Raw genomic sequence first — 24,216 nt, forward strand, 5'->3', positions numbered from 1 at the left:
GTCGTCATGAGGCACCCCATGTGGTGGCATCCAGCGCATGACGCGCCCAACACAGACGTTCGATGGTCGTGGCGGCGACGAGGGCTGCCATCGTCCACCAGACCGTCGTCGACCAGGTGGGGACGGCGAGCGCGACGGTGAAGAGCACGATCGTCTCGGTGCCCTCGATCAGCCCTCTCGGCATCACGGTGCTGGTCCGGTTCGGCGATGCCGTCATCGGTCGCGCCGAGGTGCGCTGTGCGGCCCCGCGCTTTTCGAGCAGCGCGGCGACGTACGCCCACGAGAGCGAGTTGACGTAGAACGTCGCGAGCACGACGGAGACAGCGATCCACCCGGCGCGGTCGTCGACGGCGAATCCCAACCCGATCGGAATCGCTGCGTACGAGACCGTGTCGAACACGATGTCGACGAGCCCCCCGATGTCGCTGGCACGTCCGGACTCTCTCGCGACAGCTCCGTCGACGCCATCGGCCAGTCTGCTGGCGAGCCAGAGCGCGACCGAGATGACGACGAGCCCGGCGGCGGCGCTGACCGCCGACGCGACCCCGAGCGCGAGCGCACAGCCAGAGATGACCATCGGATCGAGCCGACCGATCGACGAACGCGCGACCGGACCGAGCAGCCGGTCCTTCACGGGGCGCAGGCGCGAGTCCATCATCGTCAGGGCGAAACCTTGCAGATTGGAGGAGCGTTCCCGCGGCACGCGATGTTTCGCGTTTGGCAACGTGGTCGACCCGCAGTCGTGGCGCCGCCCACGTCGGAACTCCGTCACAGGGTCTCACTACGCTCGCTGGCACCGACTCCCTCCCGCTTCAGCAACTGAGCAGGAGACCTGACATGCACGACCAATCATCGCCACCGGCCGAGGTGGTGACCAACGTGGTGGTCCTTCTCGGGATCATCGCCGCCGACCCGATCGAACGGACGCTGGCCGCGGGCGGCTTCGTCCGACAGTTCGATCTGCGGACCGAACTCGATACCGGAACGACCAGCGTGCCCGTGGTCTGGCACGACCCGTCCGCGAGCGACGTGACCGTGAGTACGGCGGGCACCGAAGTCGTCGTCGTCGGGACGGTGCGGCGCAGGTTCTTTCGCGCAGGCGGAGTCACCCAGAGCCGTACCGAAGTCGTCGTCGACCGACTGGTACCGGCGCGACGACGCGCTACGACGAGGTCATTGCTGGCCAGCGTCGCCAAACGCTGCGGCGGTGTCGGAGCGTGAGTGCTCGGCGTGACGTCGGTCAGGCCAGGCTGCGGATCACGAGCCCGGTGAGCAGCTTCGGCGTGAAGAACGTCGACTTGGGTGGCATCACGACGCCTTCGCGTGCGGTTCGTTCGATCTCGGCGACACTCACCGGGCGAATGAGTACCGCTGCCACGGCGCTGCCGGTGTCGACAGCATCACGAACGCGGTCGACGCCGTGCTGGTAGTCGACCTCGTGAGGGACATCTGCCAACACGTGCTCCAGCCATGCGCCATCGAGCGAGCGAACCTCGTCGAACACGCCCCGTCGCGGGGTGAGCCATTCGATGGCGTTCGGGCGAATCAGGCACAGCGCGCCGCGTTCGTTCATCTGGGCCAGCGTCGTGTCGTCGAGGTCGCCGGCGTCGGAGCGCTCGAAGCCGACGTCGAGCGCGCTGACCAACTCGTCGACGTCGATGCTGCGGTACAACCGGTGGATCGCCTCGACACTGAGTTGTTCCTCGACCAGCTCGCTGACGAACACGAGTGTCTCCTCCGCGGCGCCCGCGTCGCCGCTCGCGGCCCGCCGTTCTTCTCGCACCGCCTGGGCAACGCCATAGCGGTGATGACCGTCGGCGATCAACACGTCATCGGTGGCAACCTTTGCCGAAATGGCTGCGATTCGTTGCGGATCGGTGACGCGCTCCACCGTGTGTTCGACGCCGTCGATCGTCACGCTCGCCACTGGCTCGCCGGGCTCGGCGAGCACATCGGTGAGCCCACCCGCCAGCGAGAGCCCCCACACGGGCGACAGGTTCGCGTCAGTGGCGCGGGTGAGGTCGAGGCGGTCGGTCGACGCCTTCGGGGTGATGCGCTCGTGCGGCAGCACGCCACACTCGCCGTACGGGCCGACTTCGAGGCCACCGAGCACACCGACGATGTCGCGCTCGGCACCACTCGCGTCGGTGAAGCGCATCCGGTACAGGGTGTACGTCGGTTCGTCGTCGTCGACCATGACACCGTCGTCGATCCACGTTCGCAAGGTCGCTGCGGCGTGCTGGTAGCGATCAGGGCCCTGCGCCTCGCGAGGGACGTCGACGTGGGTGATGTTGTGTTCGCTGCGCGCACCGAGTTCGTCGAGATCGGCATCTGACAACACATCGTACGGCGGTGCGATCAGGTCGTCGATCTCGTCGGAGCGGTAGCGAAGGGCGCGAAAGGGCATGAAACGTGGCACGTGACCAGGATGCCACCTACGCGAGCGGGTCGATGCAACGATGAACGAGATGACGATCGATCTTGCTGGCATCCGCACCGTGCTCTGTGACCTCGACGGCGTGGTCTGGTTGGCGCATCAACCGATCTCCGGTGCGGTCGGTGCGATCGATCGTTTACGTCGCAGCGGCCGACGCATCGTGTTCGTGACGAACAACTCCGCTGCGTTGATCTCCGCACACGAACACGCGTTGGCAGCGATCGGCATCCCGGCCACTGGCGACGTCGTCAGCTCGGCGATGGCGGGCGCCGCGCTCACGAACGCCGGGGAGCGCGTGCTCGTCACGGGTGGCGCAGGGGTGATGGAAGCGGTCGCGAACGTGGGGGCCACCCCACTGCTCAACGACGGCGCGACCGCGCACGACGCGATCGACGCCGTCGTCGTCGGATTGCATCGCGACTTCGACTATCAGCGTCTGCGGCTCGCGGCTCGCGCCGTTCGCCAAGGCGCCCGACTCATCGGCACCAACGGCGACACGACTTACCCGACGCCCGACGGCCTCGACCCCGGTGGCGGCGCGATCCTGGCGGCGGTGGCTGCGGCGTCGGGCGTCGAACCGACGATCGGTGGCAAACCACATCTGCCGATGGCCGACGTCGTCCGGCGTCTCCTCGACGACGGGACGGGTTTCGATCCGGCGACGGCGATCATGGTCGGCGACCGTCCGGAGACCGATGGCCTGTTCGCCGAACGCCTCGGATCGCCGTTCGCGTTGGTTCGCTCGGGAGTGACCGCACCCGGAGACGAACCCGCCGGCCACGCGGGCATGAGGGTCACCGTGTCGATCGACGTCCTCGATCTGGCCGCCCTCGCCGACCTGCTGATCAACCCCTCGTGAGCGCGCAGGCCCGGTACCGCGATCGGTAGCCTCTGTACATGGCAAATTCCACGCTCCAACGTCTCCTCGATGCCGGCGTGCAGTTCGGGGAAATGTCGAAAAAGCAAGCCGAGTCGGTCGTGCGTCAACTGGTCAAGGCGGGTGAGATCCAAAAGCGTGACACCGAGCGTCTGGTGAACGAACTGGTCGAGCGGGGACGCGAGACCTCCGACCGGCTGAGTGACATCATCCAGCGTGAAGTGTCCAAGCAGGTGAGTTGGCTCTCGGAGCGCTTCGACGATCTCGAAGACCGCTTCGAAGACCTCGCCGAATCGTTGGCCGAACGCGTCGGCAACTCGGAGAAGTCGACTCCCACTGCGACCAAGCAGGCGCCGGCGAAGCAGCAGGCCACTACCAAGAAAGCGCCGGCCAAGAAAGCACCGGCCAAGAAGGCGCCAGCCAAGAAGAAGGCGGCTGCCAAGAAGGCGCCAGCCAAGAAGAAGGCGGCTGCCAAGAAGGCGCCAGCCAAGAAGAAGGCGGCTGCCAAGAAGGCCCCGGCCAAGAAGAAGGCGCCAGCCAAGAAGCAGGCCCCGGCCAAGAAGGCCGTCGGGTCGTCGGGCGTCGCTGCCGTCGCCACCACCCGCGCTGAACGCGACGCCGACTGAGACGGGCGACGTCCGATGGCGCCGAGACGCCGACTCGACGCCGAGCTGGTTCGCCGAGAGCTCGCCCCGAGCCGAAACGTCGCGCATGAGCTCATCGCCGCGGACCGGGTCTTGGTCAACGGTGCGGTCGCTACGAAAGCGTCACGTCAGGTTGCGCCCGGCGACGCCGTGGTCGTCGAAGGTCCGCCGGCGCGGTTCGTGGGGCGCGGAGCGGAGAAGCTCGAGCACGCGCTCGCCACGTTCGGGATCGACGTGGCCGGTCTCCGCCTCCTCGATGCGGGGGCGTCCACCGGCGGGTTCACCGACGTGTCGCGGCAGCGTGGCGCTGCACACGTCGTCGCCGTCGACGTGGGCCACGGACAACTACACGAGCGGTTGCGGGCCGACCCGCAGGTCACCAACATCGAACGCCAGAACGTTCGGTCGATCACCACGGACCTCATCGGCGGACCGGTCGACGGCGTGGTCGGTGATTTGTCGTTCATCTCGTTGCGGCTGGTCATCGCTCCGTTGGTCGCTGTGTGCAAGCCTGGCGCCGTCATGGTGTTGTTGGTGAAACCACAGTTCGAGGCAGGGCGGCAGGAAGTGAGCAAGGGGCGCGGCATCGTGTCGGATCCGGCGATTCACGACCGCGTGCGCGAGGAGATCGCTGACGCGCTCACCGCCGCCGGCTGCACGGTCCACGGGTGGACCACGTCGCCGATCACCGGCGCCGACGGCAACGTCGAGTTCCTGGTCCATGCGACGGCGCCCGACGAGGCGGTGCCGGCGTGACCATCGCTCGCCTCGCGCTCGTGGCACATCACCAGCGTGACGAAGCGGCCCGCCACGCTGCAACGGTGGCTGCCTGGTGTGCGGCGAACGGGGTGGAGTTCTGGATGCCGCCGACCGACGCTGCGGTGCTGGGCCTCGACCACGTCGCCGACGACAGGTCGCTCGGCGACGCCGACGTCGTCGTGAGCCTCGGTGGGGACGGAACGATGTTGCGCAGCGTGGCGCTGCTCGACGGGGCCGACGTCCCCCTCATCGGCGTCAATCTCGGTTCGCTCGGCTATCTCACCGAGGTCGAACCCGACTCGATGGCCGACGCCTTCGAACGGTTCGCACTGGGCAGCGAGGCGGGGGAGTGGCATCTCGACAGCCGCATGATGCTCGACGTCGCGGTCAACGGTTCGCTGGTCGGCCGGGCGCTCAACGAAGCCGTGGTCGAAAAGAACCAGTCGGGCCACACCGTGCGACTGCTCGCTCGGATCGACGGTGCCCCGTTCACGCATTACGAAGCCGACGGCCTCATCGTCTCGACGCCGACGGGCTCGACGGCCTACTCGCTCTCGGCGCGGGGCCCGATCGTGTCGCCGCAGCATCGAGCCATCCTGCTGACGCCAGTGTCACCGCACATGTTGTTCGACCGGTCTCTGGTCCTCAGCCCAGATGAAGTCGTCGAGATCGAGGTGGCCGGGCACCGCTCGGCCGATGTCGCGGTCGACGGGCAAGCCGCTGCGGTGCTGGTGTCGGGCGATGTCGTGCGCTGTAGTCCCTCGGCCGCCACGGCCGAATTCGTTCGCTTCGGTGCGTACCACTATCACCAGATCCTGAAGTCGAAGTTCGGACTCTCCGACCGCTGATCGGGTTCGGGATCGACACCCTTCGATCCGCAACGACCACGATCGCGAACTCTGTGACACGGGTGGAGTTCAATGGGTGTCGTGTTGACCGAACTGCACATCGAGAACCTGGGGGTCATCGAGCGACTCGATCTCGTGCTCGGGGCCGGCTTGACTGCGCTGACGGGCGAAACAGGGGCAGGCAAGACGATGTTGGTCGAGGCGATCGAGTTGCTCGTCGGGGGGAGAGCCGACGCGACGGTCGTGCGACACGGAGCCGCAGAAGCCCGTGTCGACGGGCGCTTCGTGCGGCCCGATGGGAGCGAGACCGTGTTGAGCCGCGTGGTGCCAGCGGCGGGACGTTCCCGGGCCTACGTCGATGGTCGCCTCGCCACCGTGGCGTCGCTTGCCGATGCTGCCGGCGACATGGTCGACCTCCACGGTCAGCATGCGCACCAGAGCCTGCTGTCGAGCGCGACGCAGCGCGCCGCGCTCGACGATTTCGGCGCAGTCGATCTGGCGCCGTTGCGAACAGCTCGGGGACGGCTCACCGAAATCGACGCGGCGCTTGCCGCGTTGGGAGGCGACGAACGAGCAAGAGCGCGAGAGATCGACCTGCTGCGTTTCCAGGTCGGTGAACTCGACGCCGCTGACGTGGTCGACGCAGAGGAAGATCAGCGGCTCGATGCCGAAGAGTCGGTGCTCGCCGACGCCGTTGCGCACCGGGAGTCCGGCGCTCGGGCGCACGATGCGCTGTCGAGCGATGGCGGTGCTCGTGATGCGATCGGTGCCGCGCTCGCTGCGATCGACGGCCGACGACCGTTTGCTGAGATCGCTACTCGGTTGCACGAGGTCGTCACCGAACTCGACGATCTCGCTGCGACGCTGCGCGACATCACCGACGGGATCGACGAGTCGCCTGAACGCCTCGACGAGGTTCGCACCCGACGTCAGTTGCTCGTCGATCTGCGACGCAAGTATGGCGACGACCTCGCGGCGGTGATGCGGTTCCACGCCGAAGCCGAGGATCGACTGAGCGAACTCGAATCGTACGAAGTGCGCGCCGCCGAACTCGACGACGAGCGACGCCGAGCCCTCGACAACGAGCGTGTCGCAGCGGTCGCGGTCGGCACCCGGCGCCGTGCCGCAGCGGGGCCGTTGGCCGATGCGGTCGAGCAGCACCTGCACGCGCTGGCGATGCCCAATGCGGCGATCGCGATCGAGGTCGGCGAGCACGCCGACGATCACCCCGGCGACCGCGTCCAGTTCCTGCTGGCTGCGAACCCCGGTGCACCCCTGCTTCCACTCACCAGAGTCGCGTCCGGCGGCGAGTTGGCCAGGGCGATGCTCGCTTTGCGTCTGGTGCTCTCCAACACCGGTGGCGACGCAGCCGTCTCGACGCTGGTGTTCGACGAGGTCGATGCGGGCATCGGCGGAGCCGCTGCCCATGCGGTTGCCACCGCGTTGGCCGATTTGTCTCGCCACCATCAGGTGTTGGTCGTCACGCATCTCGCACAGGTAGCGGCCGCCGCCGACGCGCAGGTGTCGGTGACGAAGTCGATCGTCGACGGCGGCACCTTCGCCAGCGCTCGGTCTCTCGACGGCGACGAGCGGGTCGAGGAAATCGCCCGCATGCTCGCCGGCAGCGCCTCGGCGACCGCGTTGGAGCACGCACGAGAATTACTCCGATGAGATTTGTCGACCGGTGGCGCGCCGTGCAGCGCGCGCGAGAGATAGTCTGATTTTCCGTCGTGGTAACGAGACGGAGGTTCACATGCCCAAGCACATTTTCGTGACGGGGGGCGTCGCCAGCTCGCTGGGTAAGGGCCTCACAGCGTCCTCTCTCGGCCGCCTGCTGAAGCTTCGCGGTTTGCGTGTCACGCTCCAGAAGCTCGACCCCTACATCAACATCGATCCGGGCACGATGAACCCGTTCGAGCACGGCGAGGTGTTCGTCACCGACGACGGCGGCGAGACCGACCTCGACCTCGGCCACTACGAGCGATTCATCGACGAGAACCTGTCGCGCAACTCCAATGCCACCACGGGATCGATCTATCAGTCCGTCCTCGCAGCCGAGCGACGAGGCGACTATCTCGGCAAGACCGTGCAAGTCATCCCGCACATCACCGACGAGATCAAGCGTCGCGTCGAGCGCGTGGCCCAAGACGACGTCGACGTGGTCATCACCGAGGTCGGCGGCACCGTCGGCGACATCGAGATCCTGCCGTTCCTCGAAGCCATCCGCCAGTTCCGCAACAAGGTCGGCCGCGACAACGTCTGCTATCTCCATGTGACACTCGTGCCGTACATCGGCCCGTCGGGCGAGCAGAAGACCAAGCCGACGCAGCACTCGGTCACCGAGTTGCGCAGCCGCGGCATCCAGCCCGACGTCATCGTGTGTCGCAGCGAAGAGCCGCTGTCCGACGACCTGAAGCGCAAGATCTCGCACATGTGCGACGTCGAAGAGCGCGCAGTGATCAATGCCGCCGACGCCCGCAACATCTACGAACTCCCCCTGATCTTCCACGACGAAGGCCTCGACGAGTTCGTGTGCGAGGTGCTGCGCATCGACGACCCGGTCGATCTGTCCTCGTGGCAGCGTGTGGTCGAAAAGGTCGAAGCGGCGACGATTCCGGTCAAGATCGGTCTGATCGGCAAGTACATCGAACTGCCCGACGCTTACCTGTCGGTCGTCGAGAGTCTCAAGCACGCCGGTTTCCATCATGGTGCGGCCGTCGAGATCGAGTGGGTGCAGTCCGAGAGCGTCGAAGGCATGCTCGCCGAAGGGCAGCTCGGACACCTCGACGGGATCGTCATCCCTGGCGGCTTCGGCTACCGAGGCGTCGAAGGCAAGATCGCTGCGGCTCGCTACGCACGAGAAACCGCCTTGCCGTGCCTGGGTATCTGTCTCGGCCTCCAGGCGATGACCATCGAGTTCGCCCGCAACGTCGTCGGTCTCACCGACGCGAACTCGACCGAGTTCGACGCAACCACGAAGCACCCGATCATCGACCTCATGCTCGAACAACGAGGCATCGAAGACAAGGGCGGCACGATGCGACTCGGCGCGCACTATGCCGTGCTCGCCGCCGGATCACAGGTGGCTGCCGCCTACGGAGCGCCGGTCGTGTCGGAGCGGCACCGTCATCGCTACGAGTTCAACGACCGGTATCGGGCACAGCTCGAAGCTGAAGGGCTGTGGGCGTCTGGCACGTCGCCCGACAACAAGCTGGTCGAGTTCATCGAGTTGCCCGGCCATCCGTTCTGGGTGGCCACGCAGGCGCACCCCGAGTTCAAGAGTCGGCCCGATCGTCCGCATCCGTTGTTCCGCGAGTTGATCGCAGCAGCACTGGTGCGACGTGGCCACGTCGTCGACCATGCCACGCCCACCGACGCTCCGCCGCAACCGGCGCCGACATCGCCACAGCCGACGCTGACGTGAGCGCCCAGGCTGGCGAGTTTCGTCGAGTCGGCGAACACACCGTCCACGAGGGCTACATCTGGTCGGTGGCGCGCGCCGAGTTCGAAGCACCCGACGGCGCTCGGTTCCATCGAGACATCGTGCGGTCGCCTGGTGCGGTCGGCGTGGTGCCACTGGTGTTCGACGCCGAGGGCAACCCTTCGGTGGTGCTGGTGTCGCAATACCGCCCGCCGTACGAGGATGCGGTCATCGAGATCCCGGCCGGGATGCGCGACATCGAGGGCGAAGACGTGGTCGAGGTCGCCCGCCGGGAATTGATCGAGGAGGCTGGTCTCGACGCCGGCCGAATCGACGTGCTCGGCGAGATCTACCCGTCGCCGGGCATGACCGACTCGATCACGTCGATCTGTCTCGCCACCGAATGCCAGGTCGTCCCCACCGATCGGCAAGGTCCGGAAGAGGCGTACATGGAGGTCCTCCACGTGCCCCTCGCCGACGCACTGGCGATGGTCGATCGCGGGGAGATCGTCGACGCGAAGTCCGTGGTCGGGTTGCTGCTGACCGATCGGCGACTCCGCTCAGCCGACGGCGGCTGACCGGCTCGGTGATGGGCGCGGCGCCGCTGTCACTCGAGGTCGAGGAGTTCTTGGCCTGGATGCTGTCGGAGCGGGGCCGGTCGGCGAACACGCTGGCGGCGTATCGCCGTGACCTGCGCTCGTACTGTGCCTGGTTGGACGCACGTGGACGCTCGATCCTCGATGTCGACGCCGACACGCTCGTCGACTTCACGTCCGAGCGGCGTTCGAGCGGTGCGGCGACGTCGTCGATTGCTCGACAGCTCGCCGCGATCCGGATGGCGCACCGCTACCTCGCGATCGAAGGCCATCGCTCCGACGACCCGACGGCGAATCTGGAGGGCGTTCGAGTCCCGTCGGGGATTCCGAAGCCACTCACCGAGACCCAGGTCAACAGCCTGTTGGCGGCGGTCGTCGGGCACGAACCCATCGACCATCGGGATCGTGCACTGCTCGAACTGCTGTATGCGACGGGCGCCCGGATCTCGGAGGCCACCGGGTTGTCGATCGGCGACATCGATCTCGACGCCCGGCTCGTGCGACTGTTCGGCAAAGGGTCGAAGGAACGAATCGTCCCGTTCGGAGGTGCGGCGGCGGGCGCCCTGGACGACTGGTTCTCTCCGAGAGGGCGGGCTCGCCTCGTACCGGCTCGGTGGCAGCGACGTGGCGACGCCGAAGCGGTCTTCCTCAACACTCGTGGCGGCCGGCTCACGCGTCAGGCGGCCTGGCTCGTCGTGAAGAAGTACGGCAACCGGGCAGGGATCTCGGACTCGCTGTCACCGCACGTGCTTCGCCACTCGTGCGCGACACATCTGCTCGACCATGGTGCCGACCTTCGTGTCGTGCAAGAGATGCTCGGACATGCGTCGATCTCGACCACGCAGGTGTACACCAGGGTCAGCCAGCAACGGTTGTTCGAGGTGTACCGCTCCGCGCATCCGCGCGCCACACTGACGGCGTGATCTCCCCGACTCACCTCTGGCATCTCGCCGCGCGGTTCGCGACGTCGCTGCCGCCGACACCCCCGTCGATCGCGGACGAGGTCTGGGTCGATGTGCACCTGTCGACCGGAGAGCGGTCACTGTGGACACGGATGAGCAATCAAGATCGGCGTCACAGCGCGCTCGTCGGTCGTCGCTTCATCGACCGGCGACCCGACGCGCCCCGCGCCGCGGTGGCGGGCGCGATCCTCCACGACGTCGGCAAGATCGAGTGCGGCCTGGGCACGATCGCCCGAGTGGTCGCAACGATCGTCGGACCGCGCACGCACCGCTTTCGGGCGTATCACGATCATGAGGAGATCGGTGCTCGGCTCCTCGCAGCGGCCGGGTCCGATCCGATCACCGTGGAGCTGGTGCGTGGCGAGGGTCCATTCTACGACGACCTCTGCGCCGGCGACCGCGCCTGACGTCGCCGGCACGTGCGCCGGTCGTCGGCGACGCTCGCTCGCGGCACGCGTGCGCCCGACCACCGAGATCCATCTGGTGCGAGCCAGTGGCCGGATCGCGCGGTATCTCACGGTGGATGGAGCGCCGAGTTCGATCATGTCGCCACGTGGCGAGACGGTCGCGTCTCGCCACCCCACTTCGGCCTCGATCCGTCGAGACTCCGCACCTTCCACGACGCATGGCTCACCGCGCGGTGACTCACGTATTCGTCAGGCGAGGACGAGACGGGCGCGGCGTCGATTCACGAACGCTCGCAACGTCATCCACAGCAGTAGGCCGCTCCAGATGCCGGTGATGCCGAGGCCCGGCACCGCGAGCACCGCAGTGGCGATCGGCACGACCGCTGCGAGATAGCCGAGTGCAGCGCGGCCGAGGAAGCGATAGTCGCCCGCTCCGATGAGCGAACCGTCGGTGGCGAAGGCGATCGAGCCGGGCACGAGCACCGCGCCGAGCAGCACGAGGGCGACCGTGGCGCGGGAGATGACGGCGGGGTCGGTCGTGAACGCTCGGGCGATCAAGGGCGACGCAGCCGCCACGACCACGCCGAGTGCCGCACCGACGCCGACCGACAGCCGCGTCGCTCGAGCGGCGAGCGTCGCGGCCATCGAGGGCGAGCCGCGGCCGAGTTCCTCGGCGACGAGCGTCTGGGTCGGCACCGCCAGCGCGTCGAGCGAGAGCGCGACGAACAAGAACATGCTGATCGCGATCTGATGTGCGGCGAGGGTGGGCTCGTCGACACGCGCGGCGATCGACGTCGCTCCGGTGAACACCGCCAGCATCGCGGTCACGCGCAGCAGCAAGTGGCGCCCCGCCGACATGAGCGGCCGCATCTCGTCCCACAGCGGGCGAAACGTCCCGGCCGACGCGACGATCGGTCGGGCCCGCCAGCACAGCGCCACCCCGGCGAGGACCTGTGCGACCACGGTGGACCACGCAGCACCCGCGACGCCGAGATCGAAACCGGCGACCATGATCACCTCGACCACCACGTTGATGATGTTGGCCACGACCGCCACGACCAGACCGGACCGATAGTCGCTGGCCCCGCGCTGCGTTCCCTGTGCCGCGAGCCCGACGATCACGAACGGCACCCCGATCGCCGAGATGCGCAGATACACGACCGCGAAGTCGAGCACCTCGCCGTCCGCGCCGAGCAGCGACGCCAGCGGATGGGCGAAAAGCACCAGCAGGGGAGCGGCGACCAGCCCGATTGCGGCCGACAGCCACAGGGCCTGGGCGCCGACGGTGCCCGCCGCGGCTGCGTCGTCGGAGCCGAGCCGACGCGCCACGCGTTCGGTCGTGCCGTAGGCGAGAAAGTTGGAGCCGACGATCACGAGCGAGATGATCGACACGGCGATCGCGACGCCACCGAGTTCGTCGGTGCCGATCCGACCGACGATCGCCGTGTCGACGAGGCGGTAGGCCGGCTCGGCGGCCAGCGCGCCGAACGCTGGCACGGCGAGGCGCAGGATCCTGCGATCGGTGTCGGCGAGTTGCACGAATCGTCGTCGCCGTCAGCGGTGGGTCACGCAGGGAGCATGCCGATGGCGCGGTGCACGCGCTCGACCGTCGCCGAGGCGACCTCTCGAGCCTTCTCGGCGCCGACGGCGAGCAGTCTTGCGAGTTCACCCGGGTCATCGAGCAACTCGAAGTAACGCGTGCGGATCGGATCGAGCGTCGCGACGACCGCTTCGCCGGTGTCGACCTTCAACCTGCCGTACTGTTCGTACTCGGCAGCCACGGCAGCTGGTGTACGACCGGTCACCGCCGCGTTGATCTCGAGCAGGTTGGCGACGCCCGGCTTCTCATCCCGATCGAACCGGACGGCGTCGAGCCCGGTGTCGGAGTCGGTGACCGCTCGCTTGAACTTCTTCAACACGTCCTTGGGATCGTCGGTGAGGTACACGCAGCCGGCGTCGGAGTCGTCGGACTTCGACATCTTCGAGGTCGGGTCCTGCAGGCTCATCACACGAGCACCTGCTGCCGGCGTGACCGCTTCGGGAATGACGAGCGTCTCGCCGAAGCGGTGGTTGAAACGAATGGCCGCATCGCGAGTGATCTCGATGTGCTGACGCTGATCGTCGCCGACCGGAACCTCGTTGGTGTCGTACAGCAAGATGTCGGCAGCCTGCAGAGCCGGATAGGTGAACAGGCCTGCGGCGACGAACTGGCCTTCACGCTTGGTCGACTTGTCCTTGAACTGCGTCATCCGTGAGAGCTCGCCGAAGCTGATCTGGCACTGCATGATCCAGCCGAGTTGGCTGTGCTCGGGCACGTGGCTCTGGGCGAAGACGGTGGCGATCTCGGGATCGAGACCGACGGCGAAGAGCATCGCCGCAGTGCGCAGCGTGGCCTCGCCGACGACGCCGGGCTCCTCGGTGACCGTGAGGGCATGCAGGTCGACGACGCCGTGGAAGGCGTCACAGCGGTGTTGACCCTCGACCCACGCGCGCAAGGCCCCCAGGTAGTTGCCGAGATGCATTTCGCCGGTCGGCTGGATGCAGGAGAGCACACGCGTCTGATTCGCCATCGAAATGAAGCTAGCGCTGAGAGGGCAGCGGTAGCGTGGTGCGTTCATGGCTGTCGAGGTGACCACCCCTGTGTACGAGGGGCCGTTCGACTTGTTGCTCCAGCTGATCCTGAAAGAACAAGTCGACATCTACGAGGTGAATCTGGCGACCATCGTCGATGCGTACCTGACCGAGATCGAGCGGCTGCAGGAGCTCGATCTCGACGTCGCGACCGGCTTTCTCCTCATTGCAGCGACACTGGTCGAGCTCAAGGCGCGACGTCTGCTTCCGAACCAGGCCGACATGGACCTCGACGAGGAGCTCGCGTTGTGGGAAGAGCGTGACCTGCTGCTCGCTCGACTGCTCGAAGCGAAGACGTTCAAAGACGTCGCCGGGATCTTCTCCAAGCTCGCCGAGGAGGCCGACCAGTCGTTCCCTCGGGTCGTCGGCGCGGACGAGCGCTTCGCCCACGTCATGCCCGACCTGCTCGAAGGCACCAGCGTTCGCAGTCTGCAGCGGGCAGCGATCAGAGCGCTGACGCCCAAGCCGGTGCCGGTCGTCGACCTGTTCCACGTCAACCCGATCAAGATCACCGTCGCCGATGCCGTCGCGGAGCTCCTCGACGAACTGCCGCGAGTCGGGCGAATCTCGTTCCGCCGGCTCACCGCCGATCTCGGTGACCGGATCGAGGTCATCATCCGTTTCCTCGCCGTGCTCGAACTGTTCAAGCAGGGCGCGGTCGACATCGATCAGCCGGAGCGGTTCGGCGACATCGAGGTCATCTGGGCTCCAGACGACTCGCTCGATCTGGGCTCGATCCTCATCGACGCATACGAAGGCTGAGCCATGACCCTCGAAGACATCGACGAATCCGATCGCGCCGACCGGGTCGCAGAGTTCAAGCGAGCGATCGAGGCGATCGCCCTCGTCTCGCACGATCCCGTGCCTCACGAGTTGTTGGCGCAGTTGCTGGAACAGCCGACGACGCTCATCGAGACGTGGTGTGACGAGCTGGCGCGCGACTACGAGGCCGAGCGGCACGGGTTCGAGCTCGTGCGCGTCGCTGGGGGCATCCGCTACCAGACGGTCGCCGATCTCGCCCCCTACGTCGAACGATTCCTGCTGCACGACCAGCGCGCCCGGCTGTCGGGGGCAGCCCTCGACACGTTGGCGATCGTCGCCTACAAGCAGCCGATCTCTCGCGCTCAGGTCGCGGCGATTCGCGGCGTCGACCCCGACGGCGTGCTGCGGACGCTGCAGGCGCGCGGCTACATCGACGAGGTCGGCCGTGACGACGGACCGGGACAGGCCGTGCTGTTCGGCACCACCGACGCGTTCCTGGAGAAGCTGGGCCTGGAGTCACTCGACGATCTGCCCCCGATCACCGAGTTCATCCCCGGCCCCGACGTGATCGAGGCCCTCGAACACGGCCTGCGCGTCACGCCGGAGATCGATGTGACGACGGCGCCCGCAGCGATGACCGAAGAAGCCCCGGCGACCGATGGGGCGCACGCGGCCGACGAACTGCAGAGCGAATGAGCGCCGAAGACGGCCGGCCGCTGTGGGAACAGCTTGCCGATGCGAACCGTGAGCTGCCGTCGGGTGAGCGCCTGCAGAAAGTGCTCGCCGCCGTTGGCTTCGGGAGCCGACGAACCGCCGAAGATCTCATCGCCGCCGGTCGTGTGACGGTGAACGGCGAGGTCGCGATTCTCGGTCGGCGCGTCGATGCTGACAACGATCTGGTCGAGGTCGACGGCGCGCCCATCGGCGTCAAGCCCGACCTCGTCTACTACATGCTGAACAAGCCAGCGGGAGTGGTCGTGACGGCGAGTGACACGCACGACCGCCCCACGATCATGGAGCTGCTGCCCAGCGAGCCACGGGTGTTCTCGGTGGGGCGCCTCGACGCCGACACCGAGGGTCTGCTGCTGGTGACCAACGACGGCCAGCTCGCCAACCGAATCGCCCATCCGAGCAACGGTGTCGACAAGGAATACCTCGTCGAGGTCACCAACGGCGCGGTCGCTCCCGGTCATCTGCGCCAGCTGCGCGACGGGATCGAGCTCGACGACGGCATGACCGCTCCCGCAAAGGTCTCCCAACCGGAGCCCGGAATCCTGCGGCTCACGATCCACGAAGGACGCAACCGCCAGGTTCGCCGGATGTGCGAGGCGATCGGTCATCCGGTGCGCCGCCTCGTTCGCACTCGCGTCGGTCCGCTCAGCGACCGCACGCTGCAACCGGGGGAGTGGCGTCGCTGGACGAACGACGAACGCAACGCCATGATCGAGGCGGTCGCAGCAACCACGCACCGCGGTGACAGGTCGGGCAAGTACGATCCCACGCCGTGACGGCCACCGATCCCGAGTCCAGCGCGCCCCTGCCGCCGGGCGTGAACGCGTCTGCAACACGGCGCGCGAACGTGGTCGGGCTCGGGCTGATCGGCGGATCGGTCGCCTCTGCATTGCGTGCTCGCGGCTGGCACGTGTCGGGCTCGGATCACGACGCTCCCACTGCCGCCGAAGCACAACGCCGCTCGATCGTCGATGCACTCGGCGTCGACGCCGACGCCGAGATCACCTTCGTCGCCGTACCGGTGCTCGCAGGCGTCGAGGCGGTCTCGAAGGCGCTGGCGTCGACGACCGGCATCGTCACCGACGTCGGCAGCGTGAAAGCTCCGATCTGCGAGCACATCACCGATTCCCGTTTCGTCGGTGGACACCCGATGGCGGGCAGCGAGCTCGACGGGCTCGACGGGGCGGATCCGTCCCTGTTCGAATCCGCGATCTGGGTGCTCACCCCCGACGACGACGCCGACGACGAGGTGTTCACCCGCTTGACGTCGATCATCACGTCGTTGGGTGCCGAGGTCGTCGCGATCGCACCGGAACGACACGACGAACTCGTCGCCGTGGTCAGCCACGTCCCGCACCTGACCGCTGCAGCGCTCATGGGGGTCGCGGCGGATCGCTCGATCCAACACGCAGCGCTGCTGCGTCTCGCTGCCGGCGGCTTCCGCGACATGACCAGGGTCGCCAGCGGGCAGCCTCGGATCTGGCTCGACATCTGCAAGGAGAACCGCGCGGCCATCGTCGAGGCGCTCGGCCATCTGATCGGCGCCCTCGGCCAGATCCAGCGCGCCGTCGACGATGGGGATGGTGACGAACTTCTCGACCGTCTCACCGCCGCTCGCGCCGCCCGTCAGAACCTGCCGTCGCGCGTCGTCGACCCCGAGACCCTCGCGGAGATCCGCATCCCGATTCCCGACCGGGCCGGCGCCGCCGCCGAGGTGTTCACCCTCGCCGCCGAGCTCAGCGTCAACATCGCCAACTTCGAGGTCGTGCACGTCGCCGCGAGCAACCGGGGTGTTGCGGTCGTGCTGGTGGATCAGAGCCATGCCGACCTGTTCCGCGGCGGCCTGATCGCACGCGGGTTCCATCCGGCGATGCAGAGGCTCGCATGACGACCTCCGACCGTTCGATGACGCGGCGCGTGCGCCGCGCGTCCGGACCGATCATCGCCGACGTCGAGGTGCCCCCTTCGAAGAGCATCGCCAATCGGGCATTGATCTGCGCAGCATTGGCCTCCGGCGAGAGCGAGATCACCGGCCTGGCCCCCGGCGACGACACCGTGGCGATGGTCGAGTGTCTGTCGGCGCTCGGCGTGCCCGTGACCGTGTCGGAGCGCAACGGTCGAACCGTGGCCGTCGTGCGCGGCACCGGTGGCGCCCTCCCTCCCGGGCCGATCTCGCTCGACACCCGGTTGGCAGGTACGACGTCACGGTTCATCACCGCACTCGCCGGTCTCGGACCCGGCCCCTACACCGTTGACGGTGGAGCGCCTCTCCGGGCTCGACCGATGGGTCCGCTGCACGATGCGCTCCACGCGCTCGGGGCCCGGGTCGAACCCGTCGGCGAGTGGGGGCACCTGCCGGTCACGATCTCCGGTCCGCTCGGCGGCGCCGACGCGATCATGATGCCGGGCGACATCTCCAGCCAGTACGTCACGGCGCTGATGTTGATCGGCCCGCTGATCCGCGAGGGGATCCGGCTCGGACTGTCCACCGAACTCGTCTCTCGCCCGTACGTGGAGATCACGAAGTCGGTGATGGAGGCATTCGGCGCTCTCGACGTCGAGATCGCTCAACGGCACGTTCACGTCGCCGAGAGCCGATACTTCGCCACCGACTACGCCGTCGAAGCCGATGCGTCGTCGGCGAGCTATCCACTCGCGGCTGCCGCCATCGCAGGCGGTGCGGTCAGCGTGCATGGTCTCGGACGCTCCTCGCTGCAGGGCGACGCCGGGTTCGTCGATCTGCTCGAGCGGATGGGGTGCCTGGTGACGGTCGGTGAACACGACACCGTGGTGATGCGACGTACCGACATGGCGCTGCACGGCATCGACGTCGACATGGCCGACATGTCCGACCTCGTTCCCACGATGGCCGTCGTCGCCACGCAGGCCACGACACCCACGCGAATCTCCGGAGTCGGGTTCATCCGCGCCAAGGAGAGCGACCGTCTGGGTGATCTCGCCGGTGAGCTCGCCAAGACCGGTGCGGACGTACGGGTCGAGGACGACGGACTCCTGATCACGCCGACCCCCGAACTGCACGGCGCGCGCCTCGACACGCATCACGACCATCGACTGGCGATGTCGCTCTCCCTGCTGGGTCTCGTCGTCGGCGACATCGAGATCGCCGATCCCGATGTCGTCACCAAGAGCTGGCCCGACTTCTGGCACGCACTCGACGCGCTGCCGGCGAGGCTCGCGTGAGCGACGACCGGCCGACCATCGCCGCGTTCGATGTCGACGGCACGCTCACGACTCGCGATTGCGTGGTGCCGTTCATGCGGCGCGTCACCGGCGCCCGCCGGATCGTGCCACGCTTGCTACGACGTCCCGACCGCCTGGTGCCCGTGCTCGCCCGCCGCGATCGTGACGAGCTCAAGGCGAGGGCGGCAGCCGCCGCCTTCACCGGCACCACCGACACCGCTCTGAGAATCCTCGGCCGCGACTTCGCCGCGCACGTCCATGCGAACTGGTTGCGTTCGGACACGGTGCGATCTCTGCAGCAACACCTGCGCAACGGCGATCCGGTGGTCTTGGTCTCGGCGTCGTTCGAGGTCTATCTCGCGCCGTTCGCCGAACTGCTCGGAGCCGACGAGGTGCTGGCCACTCGCCTGCGCGTCGACAACGGTGTCGTCACGGGTGAACTCGACGGGCCGAACTGTCGGGGTCCGGAGAAGGTACGTCGACTCCACGACTGGCTCGATCGACACCATGGCGGCCGCAGCGCCAATCGTGTCGTCGCCTACGGAGACTCTGCCGGCGACCGAGAACTCCTCGCCGACGCCGACGAAGCACATTGGATCGGCCGGGGCGCTGCGTGATCCGTCCGATGATCCGGGCCATGCGCCCGAAGCAGTGGCTCAAGAACGTCCTCGTGTTCGCTGCGCCCGGCGCGGCCGGTGTGCTCGACGAGTGGGGCGACCTGAGTATGACGATCATCGCGTTCGTCTCGTTCTGCTTCGCTGCGAGCGGCATCTACGTCTGGAACGACCTCAACGACGTGGAGGCCGACCGCCTCCATCCGACCAAGCGGCTCCGTCCGTTCGCGTCCGGTCTCGTTCCGATCCCGGTCGCCCGCACGATGGGCGTCGTGCTGCCGCTGGCGGCGCTCGGACTCGCCGCGTTGACGGGCCGATGGCAGACCGTGGCGGTCGTAGCCGTGTACATCGCACTGACGCTCGTGTACACGTTCTGGCTCAAGGAGGAGCCGATCATCGACCTGCTCACGATCGCGTCGGGCTTCGTGCTGCGAGCTGCCGCCGGTGCCGTCGCCGTCGACGTGCCGATGTCGCGCTGGTTCGTCCTGTGTGTCACGTTCGGTTCGCTGTTCATCGTCGTGGGCAAGCGCTACGCGGAGCTGAACGAGGTCGGCGACGGGGCCGGCACCCGCGCGACGCTCGAGACCTACACCGCCGGATTCTTGCGGATGTTGCTGTCGGTCAGCCTGGCCGGCGCGCTCATCAGCTACTGCGTGTGGGCGTTCGAGACCAGCGAGATCTCGTCGCTCGCCGACCGAGGGCTCGATCTCCCGTTCTACGAACTGTCGATCGTGCCGATGATCGCGGCGCTGTTTCGGTATCTCTTGGTGTTGGAGCGGGGCGAAGGGTCCGCGCCCGAAGAAGTGTTCGCCAGCGACCGCGTGCTGCAGCTCGCAGGGGTCGCCTGGATCGTGATCTACGGAGTGGCGGTGTACACGGCATGATCGACAGCAACACGAAACCGAACGACGGGCCCGACCTCGTCGCCACGATGGCGGCGGTGGCCGACGTCGATGGGTGGATGAGCCCTGGGCAAGGCGCGACGTTGTTCGACGCGGCCTCTCGATGTCCCGACGGCGGCACGATCGTCGAGATCGGGAGTTTTCGCGGTCGGTCGACGATCGTGCTGGCGCAGGCAGCTGCGTCGAACGTTCGCATCTTTGCGATCGATCCGCATGCCGGGAACGATCGCGGTCCTCAGGAGATCGACGGCTTCGTCGACGAGGCGGCCGACGACCATGCCGTGTTCCTCGCGAATCTCGAACGAGCCGGTGTCGCCGACCGTGTCACCCATGTGCGAGCGTTCTCCGACGATGCGCACGATCGCATCGACGGTGGCATCGACGTGTTGTACGTCGACGGGGCACATCGTTACGGACCCGCATTGGCCGACATCCGGTCGTGGGGCGATCGGGTGCTCGACGGCGGCACGATGCTCATCCACGACTCGTTCTCCTCGATCGGCGTGACCGGAGCGATCATGCGATCACTGGTCGCCGGACGCCGCTTCCGCTACGTCGGCCGTTCACGCTCGATGACGATCTATCGGGCCGATCTCCCGTCAGGCCTCGGTGCTCGGCTCCGCAACGCGAGCCGGCAGCTCGCTCAGTTGCCATGGTTCGCGAAGAACGTCGGCCTGAAGGTCCTGCTCACGCTGAAGCTCGGTGCGGTCCTCCAACGCGTCGGCCGCCCCGCACCCGAGTGGCCCTACTGAGCGGCAACGGGCGAGATCCCGGCGGCTCGGAGTGCCCGTGCCGGTGAGCGATGAGTCGGTTGCTGCGGGGTACGGTGCACCATGACCAACGCTGCGTTCCCCGTCCATCGCCTGGCGATCGCCGGCCTGCTCGGCCTCGTGGCACTCGTTGGGTGCGGCGGCGACGACGAATCGGATTCCGCGCCTGCCGCCACGGCAGCCCCTGCCGAATCCGTGGAGTCGGAGGAACCGGCGGCGTCGGATGCCGGCGCGACGATCACGATCTCCGGCTTCTCGTTCGGTGATCCGCTCACGGTGTCGCCCGGCACGACGGTGACGGTGACCAACGACGACGGGTCGGCCCACACCTGGACGTCGTCGGAGAGCGTGTTCGCCTCGCCGACGCTCGAGCAAGGCGACTCGTTCGACTTCACCTTCGACGAGGCCGGCGAGTTCGGGTTCGTGTGTCTCATCCACCCGGCGATGACCGGGTCGATCACGGTCGCTTGACGACGTCGGCGAGTCAGCGCTCGATGGCTCGCCGCGACGTCACCTGAGCGCCGGTGTGACAGCCGAGCCGAGGAACGCGTGGCCGTCGGCATCCAGGTGCAGGCCATCCGGTCCGCGGCGGCCGAGCGGGTCGTCGAGATCGTCGTAGAACGCAGGATCGGCGAGGCCGTCGTCGTTCGGATCGAGTGCTCCATAGCGAGGGACGGCGAGCAGATCGGCGATCGACCGGTTCAGCGACGCGATCATCCAGGCCAGAGGACGGTCGGCCACCGAGGTCGCATCGTGTTCCGCAGCGAACGCCTCGCCGATCGGCGGCATCGGCAAGACCAGGATCTGGTCGCTTCGAACTCCCGCACCGCGGAGCAGACCGACCGCGATGCGCATGCCGTCGGCTGCCTTGGCGACCCGAGACGCTGCCGAGGTGCCGGCATCCGAGACGATGAGTTCATTCACGCTCGGGGTGAGGATCACCCAGCGTTGCGCCAACGGAGTGGCCCTCGGTGGCCTGGCGACATAGTTGCTGAGCTGGCGTAACAGTGTCGGGTTCGACGGATCGGCCGACAACAGACTCGGGGTCGAGATCGACTGGCCGTCGATCGCGTAGCTGTACAGACGGTGCTGTACCGACGGGGGTTGCGTGACGCGGAGTTGATGACTCACGACGGCGACCCAGGTCTGATGGGCGGGAACGCCGAACCCTGCCGTGATCGAATCGCCGAACACGTCGACCTCGATGATGCGCGGTGCGTGTCGTCGCGCCTGCTCGGCAGCGACCACCGCCCGCTCGACGCGCCCGCCTGCGGCGGCAAGTGATCGCGGCGGGCCGACGATGCTCGTCAGCGTGCACGCGCCGAGTGCGAAGAAGGCGGCGACGGTCATCGACGAGCGTCGTCGTGTTCGGGCGCCCTGCATCGGCCGAGAAGCTACCGCCCGGACTGGGTCGCCGACACTCGGGCGTGTCAGGTCGTTCCGGCCGGCCTCACGCGCGTCGGCGAGGCGGGGCAGTAGCCTCGTCGTCTCGTGGAATCGGAACATCGCGCACTCGCCGGCTGGGGCCGTACCGCTCCCAGCGTCGCCACGGTGGTCCGTGCGACATCGGACGAGTTGGCGGCCGACGGCTGCCTCGAGCGGCTCGTCGCACACGGCCGAGGCGCCATTGCCCGAGGTCTCGGCCGTTCGTACGGCGACCCGGCGCAGAACGCTGGCGGCACCGTGGTCGAGTTGCAGTCGGGGAGCGACCCGATCCGCATCGACGAGGATGCCGGACTCGCACACGTCGACGCCGGCGTCAGCTTCGACACGCTGTTGCGCACGATGGTCCCGATGGGCTGGTTCGTGCCCGTCACGCCCGGCACGCGTTTCGTCACGGTCGGGGGAGCGATCGCGAGCGACATCCACGGCAAGGGCCATCATGCGGACGGGTCGTTCGGTGCGCACGTCACCCGGATGGGCATGCTGCTCGCGGACGGCACCCGCCGCAGCATCACCCGCGATTCCGACCCCGAACTCTGGTGGGCGACGATCGGTGGCATGGGCCTGACCGGCATCATCACCGACGCGTCGTTCCACATCATCCCGATCGAGACCCGCCACTTCATGGTCGAGACCCGCCGCGTGCCCAACTTCGATGCGCTCGTCGAGGCAATGGAAGCCAACGATCACCTCTATCGGTACTCGGTGGCCTGGATCGACCTGGTTGCGACCGGCAAGAGCCTGGGCCGATCGGTGCTGTCGATGGGCAATCACGCGTCGCTCGACGAGCTTCGTGCGTCCGATCCGAAAGCGGCGAGGACGCCGCTCGACTTCGATCCTGCGGTGTACCCCGACATCCCGGTCGGAGTGCCCAACGTGCTGACGCGTCCAGCGGTTCGGGCATTCAACGAGCTCTGGTATCGCAAGACCCCGAAGCAGCATCGGGGCACCGAGTCGATCACACAGTTCTTCCATCCGCTCGACATGGTCGGCCAGTGGACTCGCCTGTACGGGCAGTATGGGTTCCTGCAGTATCAGTTCGTGGTCCCGTTCGACGCGGTCGACACGATGCGCACCATCGTTGCTCGGATCTCCCAAGAAGGTCACGCGTCGTTCCTCGCGGTGTTGAAGCGTCTCGGCACGGAGAGCGGTGGTCTGTTGAGCTTCCCTCGGCCCGGGTGGACGCTCACACTCGACCTGCCCGCCGGCGTCGACGGGCTCGACACCTTGCTCAGCGAACTCGACGAACTCGTGCTCGGTGTGGGAGGTCGGCACTATCTCGCCAAAGACGCGTTCGCCACGCCCGCCGTCGTTGCTGCCGGGTACCCGCGTCTTGATGAGTGGAAGGCGATCCGTCGTCGTGTCGACCCCGACGGCGTCTGGGCGAGCGACCAGGCTCGCCGTCTGGAATTGCTGTGAACGTCACGCGTCGAGGAGATCCGACCAGAATGGAACGATCATGATGAACGCCTTCGAACAGCCTCAGACCGTGCTCGTCCTCGGTGGGCGCAGTGACATCGCCCAGGCGATCGTGCGCAAGCTCGCTTCCCCGGCGCTGCAGACGGTGATCCTCGCGCAGCGCAGCAACGAGAGCGATCCGGTGACGATCGACGGGCTGCCCGACGCAGTGTCGGTCGTGTCGGTACCGTTCGATGCCACCGATCACGCTCACCACGCAGAGTTCGTCCAGGAGGTCGTCACTGCGCACGGCGACCTGGACGTCGTCATCCAGGCCTTCGGTCAACTCGGCGAGTCCGTCAACGACGACCCGGTGGCAGCGGGAGCGCTGGCCGACGTCAATTTCGCCGGCGCGGTCAGCTCGGGGCTCGCCGTGGCGAACCATCTGCGTGCCCAAGGCCACGGCGTGCTGGTGGTGCTGTCGAGCGTGGCCGGCATGCGAACCCGGCCCTCCAACTTCGTCTACGGGGCGACCAAAGCCGGGCAGGACGCCTTCGCCACCGGGCTCGGTCACACGTTGCACGGGTCCGGTGCTCGGGTACTCACCGTTCGACCCGGCTTCGTGCGCTCGGCGATGACGGAGGGCCTCGACGAAGCTCCGTTCGCCTGCGACCCCGACGACGTCGCCGAGGCAACGGTCAGCGGAATCCGCCGCAAGAAGTCGGTCGTCTGGGCGCCCGGCGTGCTCCGTGGCGTGTTCGCCATCCTGCGTGTCGTTCCCGGGTTCGTCTGGCGTCGACTCGATCGCTGAG

General features: G+C 67.5%; 26 protein-coding genes. 21 read left to right on the plus strand and 5 right to left on the minus strand.

The window, feature by feature from the left end; translation table 11 throughout:
- Window positions 1-4 precede the first annotated feature (4 nt).
- Entirely contained in the window at window positions 5-658 is a 654-nt protein-coding gene (locus ACE37B_RS00820) for a CDP-alcohol phosphatidyltransferase family protein (RefSeq protein WP_409921389.1), read from the minus strand.
- Window positions 659-837: 179 nt separating this feature from the next.
- Between ACE37B_RS00820 and ACE37B_RS00825 the strand changes: the two genes are divergently transcribed.
- Window positions 838-1,221, plus strand: a complete 384-nt coding sequence (locus tag ACE37B_RS00825; protein ID WP_409921390.1) for a hypothetical protein — start codon at window positions 838-840, stop codon at window positions 1,219-1,221.
- A gap of 19 nt (window positions 1,222-1,240) precedes the next feature.
- Here the strand turns inward: ACE37B_RS00825 and ACE37B_RS00830 are convergent, their stop codons facing one another.
- Window positions 1,241-2,419, minus strand: coding sequence for a DUF1015 family protein (locus tag ACE37B_RS00830; protein WP_409921391.1), 1,179 nt, complete (start codon window positions 2,417-2,419; stop codon window positions 1,241-1,243).
- A gap of 49 nt (window positions 2,420-2,468) precedes the next feature.
- On the opposite strand from ACE37B_RS00830, the gene ACE37B_RS00835 reads away from it, so the two are divergent.
- The 9 genes from ACE37B_RS00835 to ACE37B_RS00875 all read left to right on the plus strand — a co-directional run bounded on the left by ACE37B_RS00835 (window position 2,469) and on the right by ACE37B_RS00875 (window position 10,951).
- Window positions 2,469-3,296 (plus strand): HAD-IIA family hydrolase, encoded by an 828-nt coding sequence (locus tag ACE37B_RS00835; RefSeq protein ID WP_409921392.1) that lies wholly within the window; start codon window positions 2,469-2,471, stop codon window positions 3,294-3,296.
- 38 nt (window positions 3,297-3,334) lie between these two features.
- On the plus strand, window positions 3,335-3,940 hold the full coding sequence (locus tag ACE37B_RS00840; RefSeq protein ID WP_409921393.1) for a hypothetical protein: 606 nt from the start codon (window positions 3,335-3,337) through the stop codon (window positions 3,938-3,940).
- A gap of 15 nt (window positions 3,941-3,955) precedes the next feature.
- On the plus strand, window positions 3,956-4,714 hold the full coding sequence (locus ACE37B_RS00845; RefSeq protein ID WP_409921394.1) for a TlyA family RNA methyltransferase: 759 nt from the start codon (window positions 3,956-3,958) through the stop codon (window positions 4,712-4,714).
- A complete protein-coding gene (locus ACE37B_RS00850; protein WP_409921395.1) occupies window positions 4,711-5,565 on the plus strand; it encodes an NAD(+)/NADH kinase in 855 nt (284 codons plus the stop codon). The genes ACE37B_RS00845 and ACE37B_RS00850 overlap by 4 nt, the downstream gene beginning before the upstream one ends.
- A gap of 81 nt (window positions 5,566-5,646) precedes the next feature.
- Window positions 5,647-7,236 carry a DNA repair protein RecN gene (gene recN / locus ACE37B_RS00855; RefSeq protein WP_409921396.1) on the plus strand — a complete coding sequence of 530 codons (1,590 nt, stop codon included), beginning with the start codon at window positions 5,647-5,649 and terminating at the stop codon, window positions 7,234-7,236.
- 82 nt (window positions 7,237-7,318) lie between these two features.
- On the plus strand, window positions 7,319-8,989 hold the full coding sequence (locus ACE37B_RS00860; RefSeq protein ID WP_409921397.1) for a CTP synthase: 1,671 nt from the start codon (window positions 7,319-7,321) through the stop codon (window positions 8,987-8,989).
- Window positions 8,986-9,564, plus strand: coding sequence for an NUDIX hydrolase (locus ACE37B_RS00865; protein ID WP_409921398.1), 579 nt, complete (start codon window positions 8,986-8,988; stop codon window positions 9,562-9,564). The genes ACE37B_RS00860 and ACE37B_RS00865 overlap by 4 nt, the downstream gene beginning before the upstream one ends.
- Window positions 9,565-9,575: 11 nt before the next feature.
- Window positions 9,576-10,505 carry a site-specific tyrosine recombinase XerD gene (xerD, locus tag ACE37B_RS00870; RefSeq protein ID WP_409921399.1) on the plus strand — a complete coding sequence of 310 codons (930 nt, stop codon included), beginning with the start codon at window positions 9,576-9,578 and terminating at the stop codon, window positions 10,503-10,505.
- Window positions 10,502-10,951 carry a hypothetical protein gene (locus ACE37B_RS00875; protein WP_409921400.1) on the plus strand — a complete coding sequence of 150 codons (450 nt, stop codon included), beginning with the start codon at window positions 10,502-10,504 and terminating at the stop codon, window positions 10,949-10,951. Before xerD ends, ACE37B_RS00875 begins: the two co-directional genes overlap by 4 nt.
- A gap of 249 nt (window positions 10,952-11,200) precedes the next feature.
- Here ACE37B_RS00875 and ACE37B_RS00880 read toward each other — a convergent pair whose 3' ends face one another.
- On the minus strand, window positions 11,201-12,490 hold the full coding sequence (locus tag ACE37B_RS00880) for an MATE family efflux transporter (protein ID WP_409921401.1): 1,290 nt from the start codon (window positions 12,488-12,490) through the stop codon (window positions 11,201-11,203).
- Window positions 12,491-12,516: 26 nt separating this feature from the next.
- The gene (gene trpS / locus ACE37B_RS00885; protein ID WP_409921402.1) at window positions 12,517-13,521 is read right to left on the minus strand and encodes a tryptophan--tRNA ligase; all 1,005 of its coding nucleotides are present in this window, start codon (window positions 13,519-13,521) and stop codon (window positions 12,517-12,519) included.
- A 46-nt stretch (window positions 13,522-13,567) separates the two neighbouring features.
- Here trpS and ACE37B_RS00890 point away from each other — a divergent pair, with 46 nt between their 5' ends.
- The 9 genes from ACE37B_RS00890 (at window position 13,568) to ACE37B_RS00930 (ending at window position 21,034) form a co-directional block, all read left to right on the plus strand.
- On the plus strand, window positions 13,568-14,344 hold the full coding sequence (locus ACE37B_RS00890) for a segregation and condensation protein A (protein ID WP_409921403.1): 777 nt from the start codon (window positions 13,568-13,570) through the stop codon (window positions 14,342-14,344).
- A gap of 3 nt (window positions 14,345-14,347) precedes the next feature.
- Window positions 14,348-15,040, plus strand: a complete 693-nt coding sequence (gene scpB, locus ACE37B_RS00895; protein ID WP_409921404.1) for an SMC-Scp complex subunit ScpB — start codon at window positions 14,348-14,350, stop codon at window positions 15,038-15,040.
- Window positions 15,037-15,852 carry a pseudouridine synthase gene (locus ACE37B_RS00900; RefSeq protein WP_409921405.1) on the plus strand — a complete coding sequence of 272 codons (816 nt, stop codon included), beginning with the start codon at window positions 15,037-15,039 and terminating at the stop codon, window positions 15,850-15,852. The genes scpB and ACE37B_RS00900 overlap by 4 nt, the downstream gene beginning before the upstream one ends.
- Complete coding sequence (locus ACE37B_RS00905) at window positions 15,849-16,964, plus strand: prephenate dehydrogenase (protein WP_409921406.1); 1,116 nt, start codon at window positions 15,849-15,851, stop codon at window positions 16,962-16,964. Before ACE37B_RS00900 ends, ACE37B_RS00905 begins: the two co-directional genes overlap by 4 nt.
- Window positions 16,961-18,277 carry a 3-phosphoshikimate 1-carboxyvinyltransferase gene (aroA, locus tag ACE37B_RS00910; RefSeq protein WP_409921407.1) on the plus strand — a complete coding sequence of 439 codons (1,317 nt, stop codon included), beginning with the start codon at window positions 16,961-16,963 and terminating at the stop codon, window positions 18,275-18,277. The genes ACE37B_RS00905 and aroA overlap by 4 nt, the downstream gene beginning before the upstream one ends.
- Window positions 18,274-18,894, plus strand: a complete 621-nt coding sequence (locus tag ACE37B_RS00915; protein ID WP_409921408.1) for an HAD-IB family hydrolase — start codon at window positions 18,274-18,276, stop codon at window positions 18,892-18,894. The genes aroA and ACE37B_RS00915 overlap by 4 nt, the downstream gene beginning before the upstream one ends.
- On the plus strand, window positions 18,891-19,775 hold the full coding sequence (locus tag ACE37B_RS00920; protein WP_409921409.1) for a decaprenyl-phosphate phosphoribosyltransferase: 885 nt from the start codon (window positions 18,891-18,893) through the stop codon (window positions 19,773-19,775). The genes ACE37B_RS00915 and ACE37B_RS00920 overlap by 4 nt, the downstream gene beginning before the upstream one ends.
- On the plus strand, window positions 19,772-20,545 hold the full coding sequence (locus ACE37B_RS00925; protein ID WP_409921410.1) for a class I SAM-dependent methyltransferase: 774 nt from the start codon (window positions 19,772-19,774) through the stop codon (window positions 20,543-20,545). The genes ACE37B_RS00920 and ACE37B_RS00925 overlap by 4 nt, the downstream gene beginning before the upstream one ends.
- Before the next feature lie 81 nt (window positions 20,546-20,626).
- Window positions 20,627-21,034 (plus strand): cupredoxin domain-containing protein, encoded by a 408-nt coding sequence (locus ACE37B_RS00930; protein WP_409921411.1) that lies wholly within the window; start codon window positions 20,627-20,629, stop codon window positions 21,032-21,034.
- Window positions 21,035-21,073: 39 nt separating this feature from the next.
- Here ACE37B_RS00930 and ACE37B_RS00935 read toward each other — a convergent pair whose 3' ends face one another.
- On the minus strand, window positions 21,074-21,913 hold the full coding sequence (locus ACE37B_RS00935; RefSeq protein ID WP_409921412.1) for an SGNH/GDSL hydrolase family protein: 840 nt from the start codon (window positions 21,911-21,913) through the stop codon (window positions 21,074-21,076).
- Window positions 21,914-22,054: 141 nt separating this feature from the next.
- On the opposite strand from ACE37B_RS00935, the gene ACE37B_RS00940 reads away from it, so the two are divergent.
- Together ACE37B_RS00940 and ACE37B_RS00945 are read left to right on the plus strand one after the other, a co-directional pair.
- Window positions 22,055-23,425 (plus strand): FAD-binding protein, encoded by a 1,371-nt coding sequence (locus tag ACE37B_RS00940; protein WP_409921413.1) that lies wholly within the window; start codon window positions 22,055-22,057, stop codon window positions 23,423-23,425.
- Window positions 23,426-23,465: 40 nt separating this feature from the next.
- Window positions 23,466-24,215 carry an SDR family NAD(P)-dependent oxidoreductase gene (locus tag ACE37B_RS00945; RefSeq protein ID WP_409921414.1) on the plus strand — a complete coding sequence of 250 codons (750 nt, stop codon included), beginning with the start codon at window positions 23,466-23,468 and terminating at the stop codon, window positions 24,213-24,215.
- Window position 24,216: the final 1 nt, after the last annotated feature.

Origin of the sequence: Ilumatobacter sp. (assembly GCF_046290335.1) — a bacterium.
Taxonomy (GTDB): Bacteria; Actinomycetota; Acidimicrobiia; order Acidimicrobiales; family Ilumatobacteraceae; genus Ilumatobacter_A.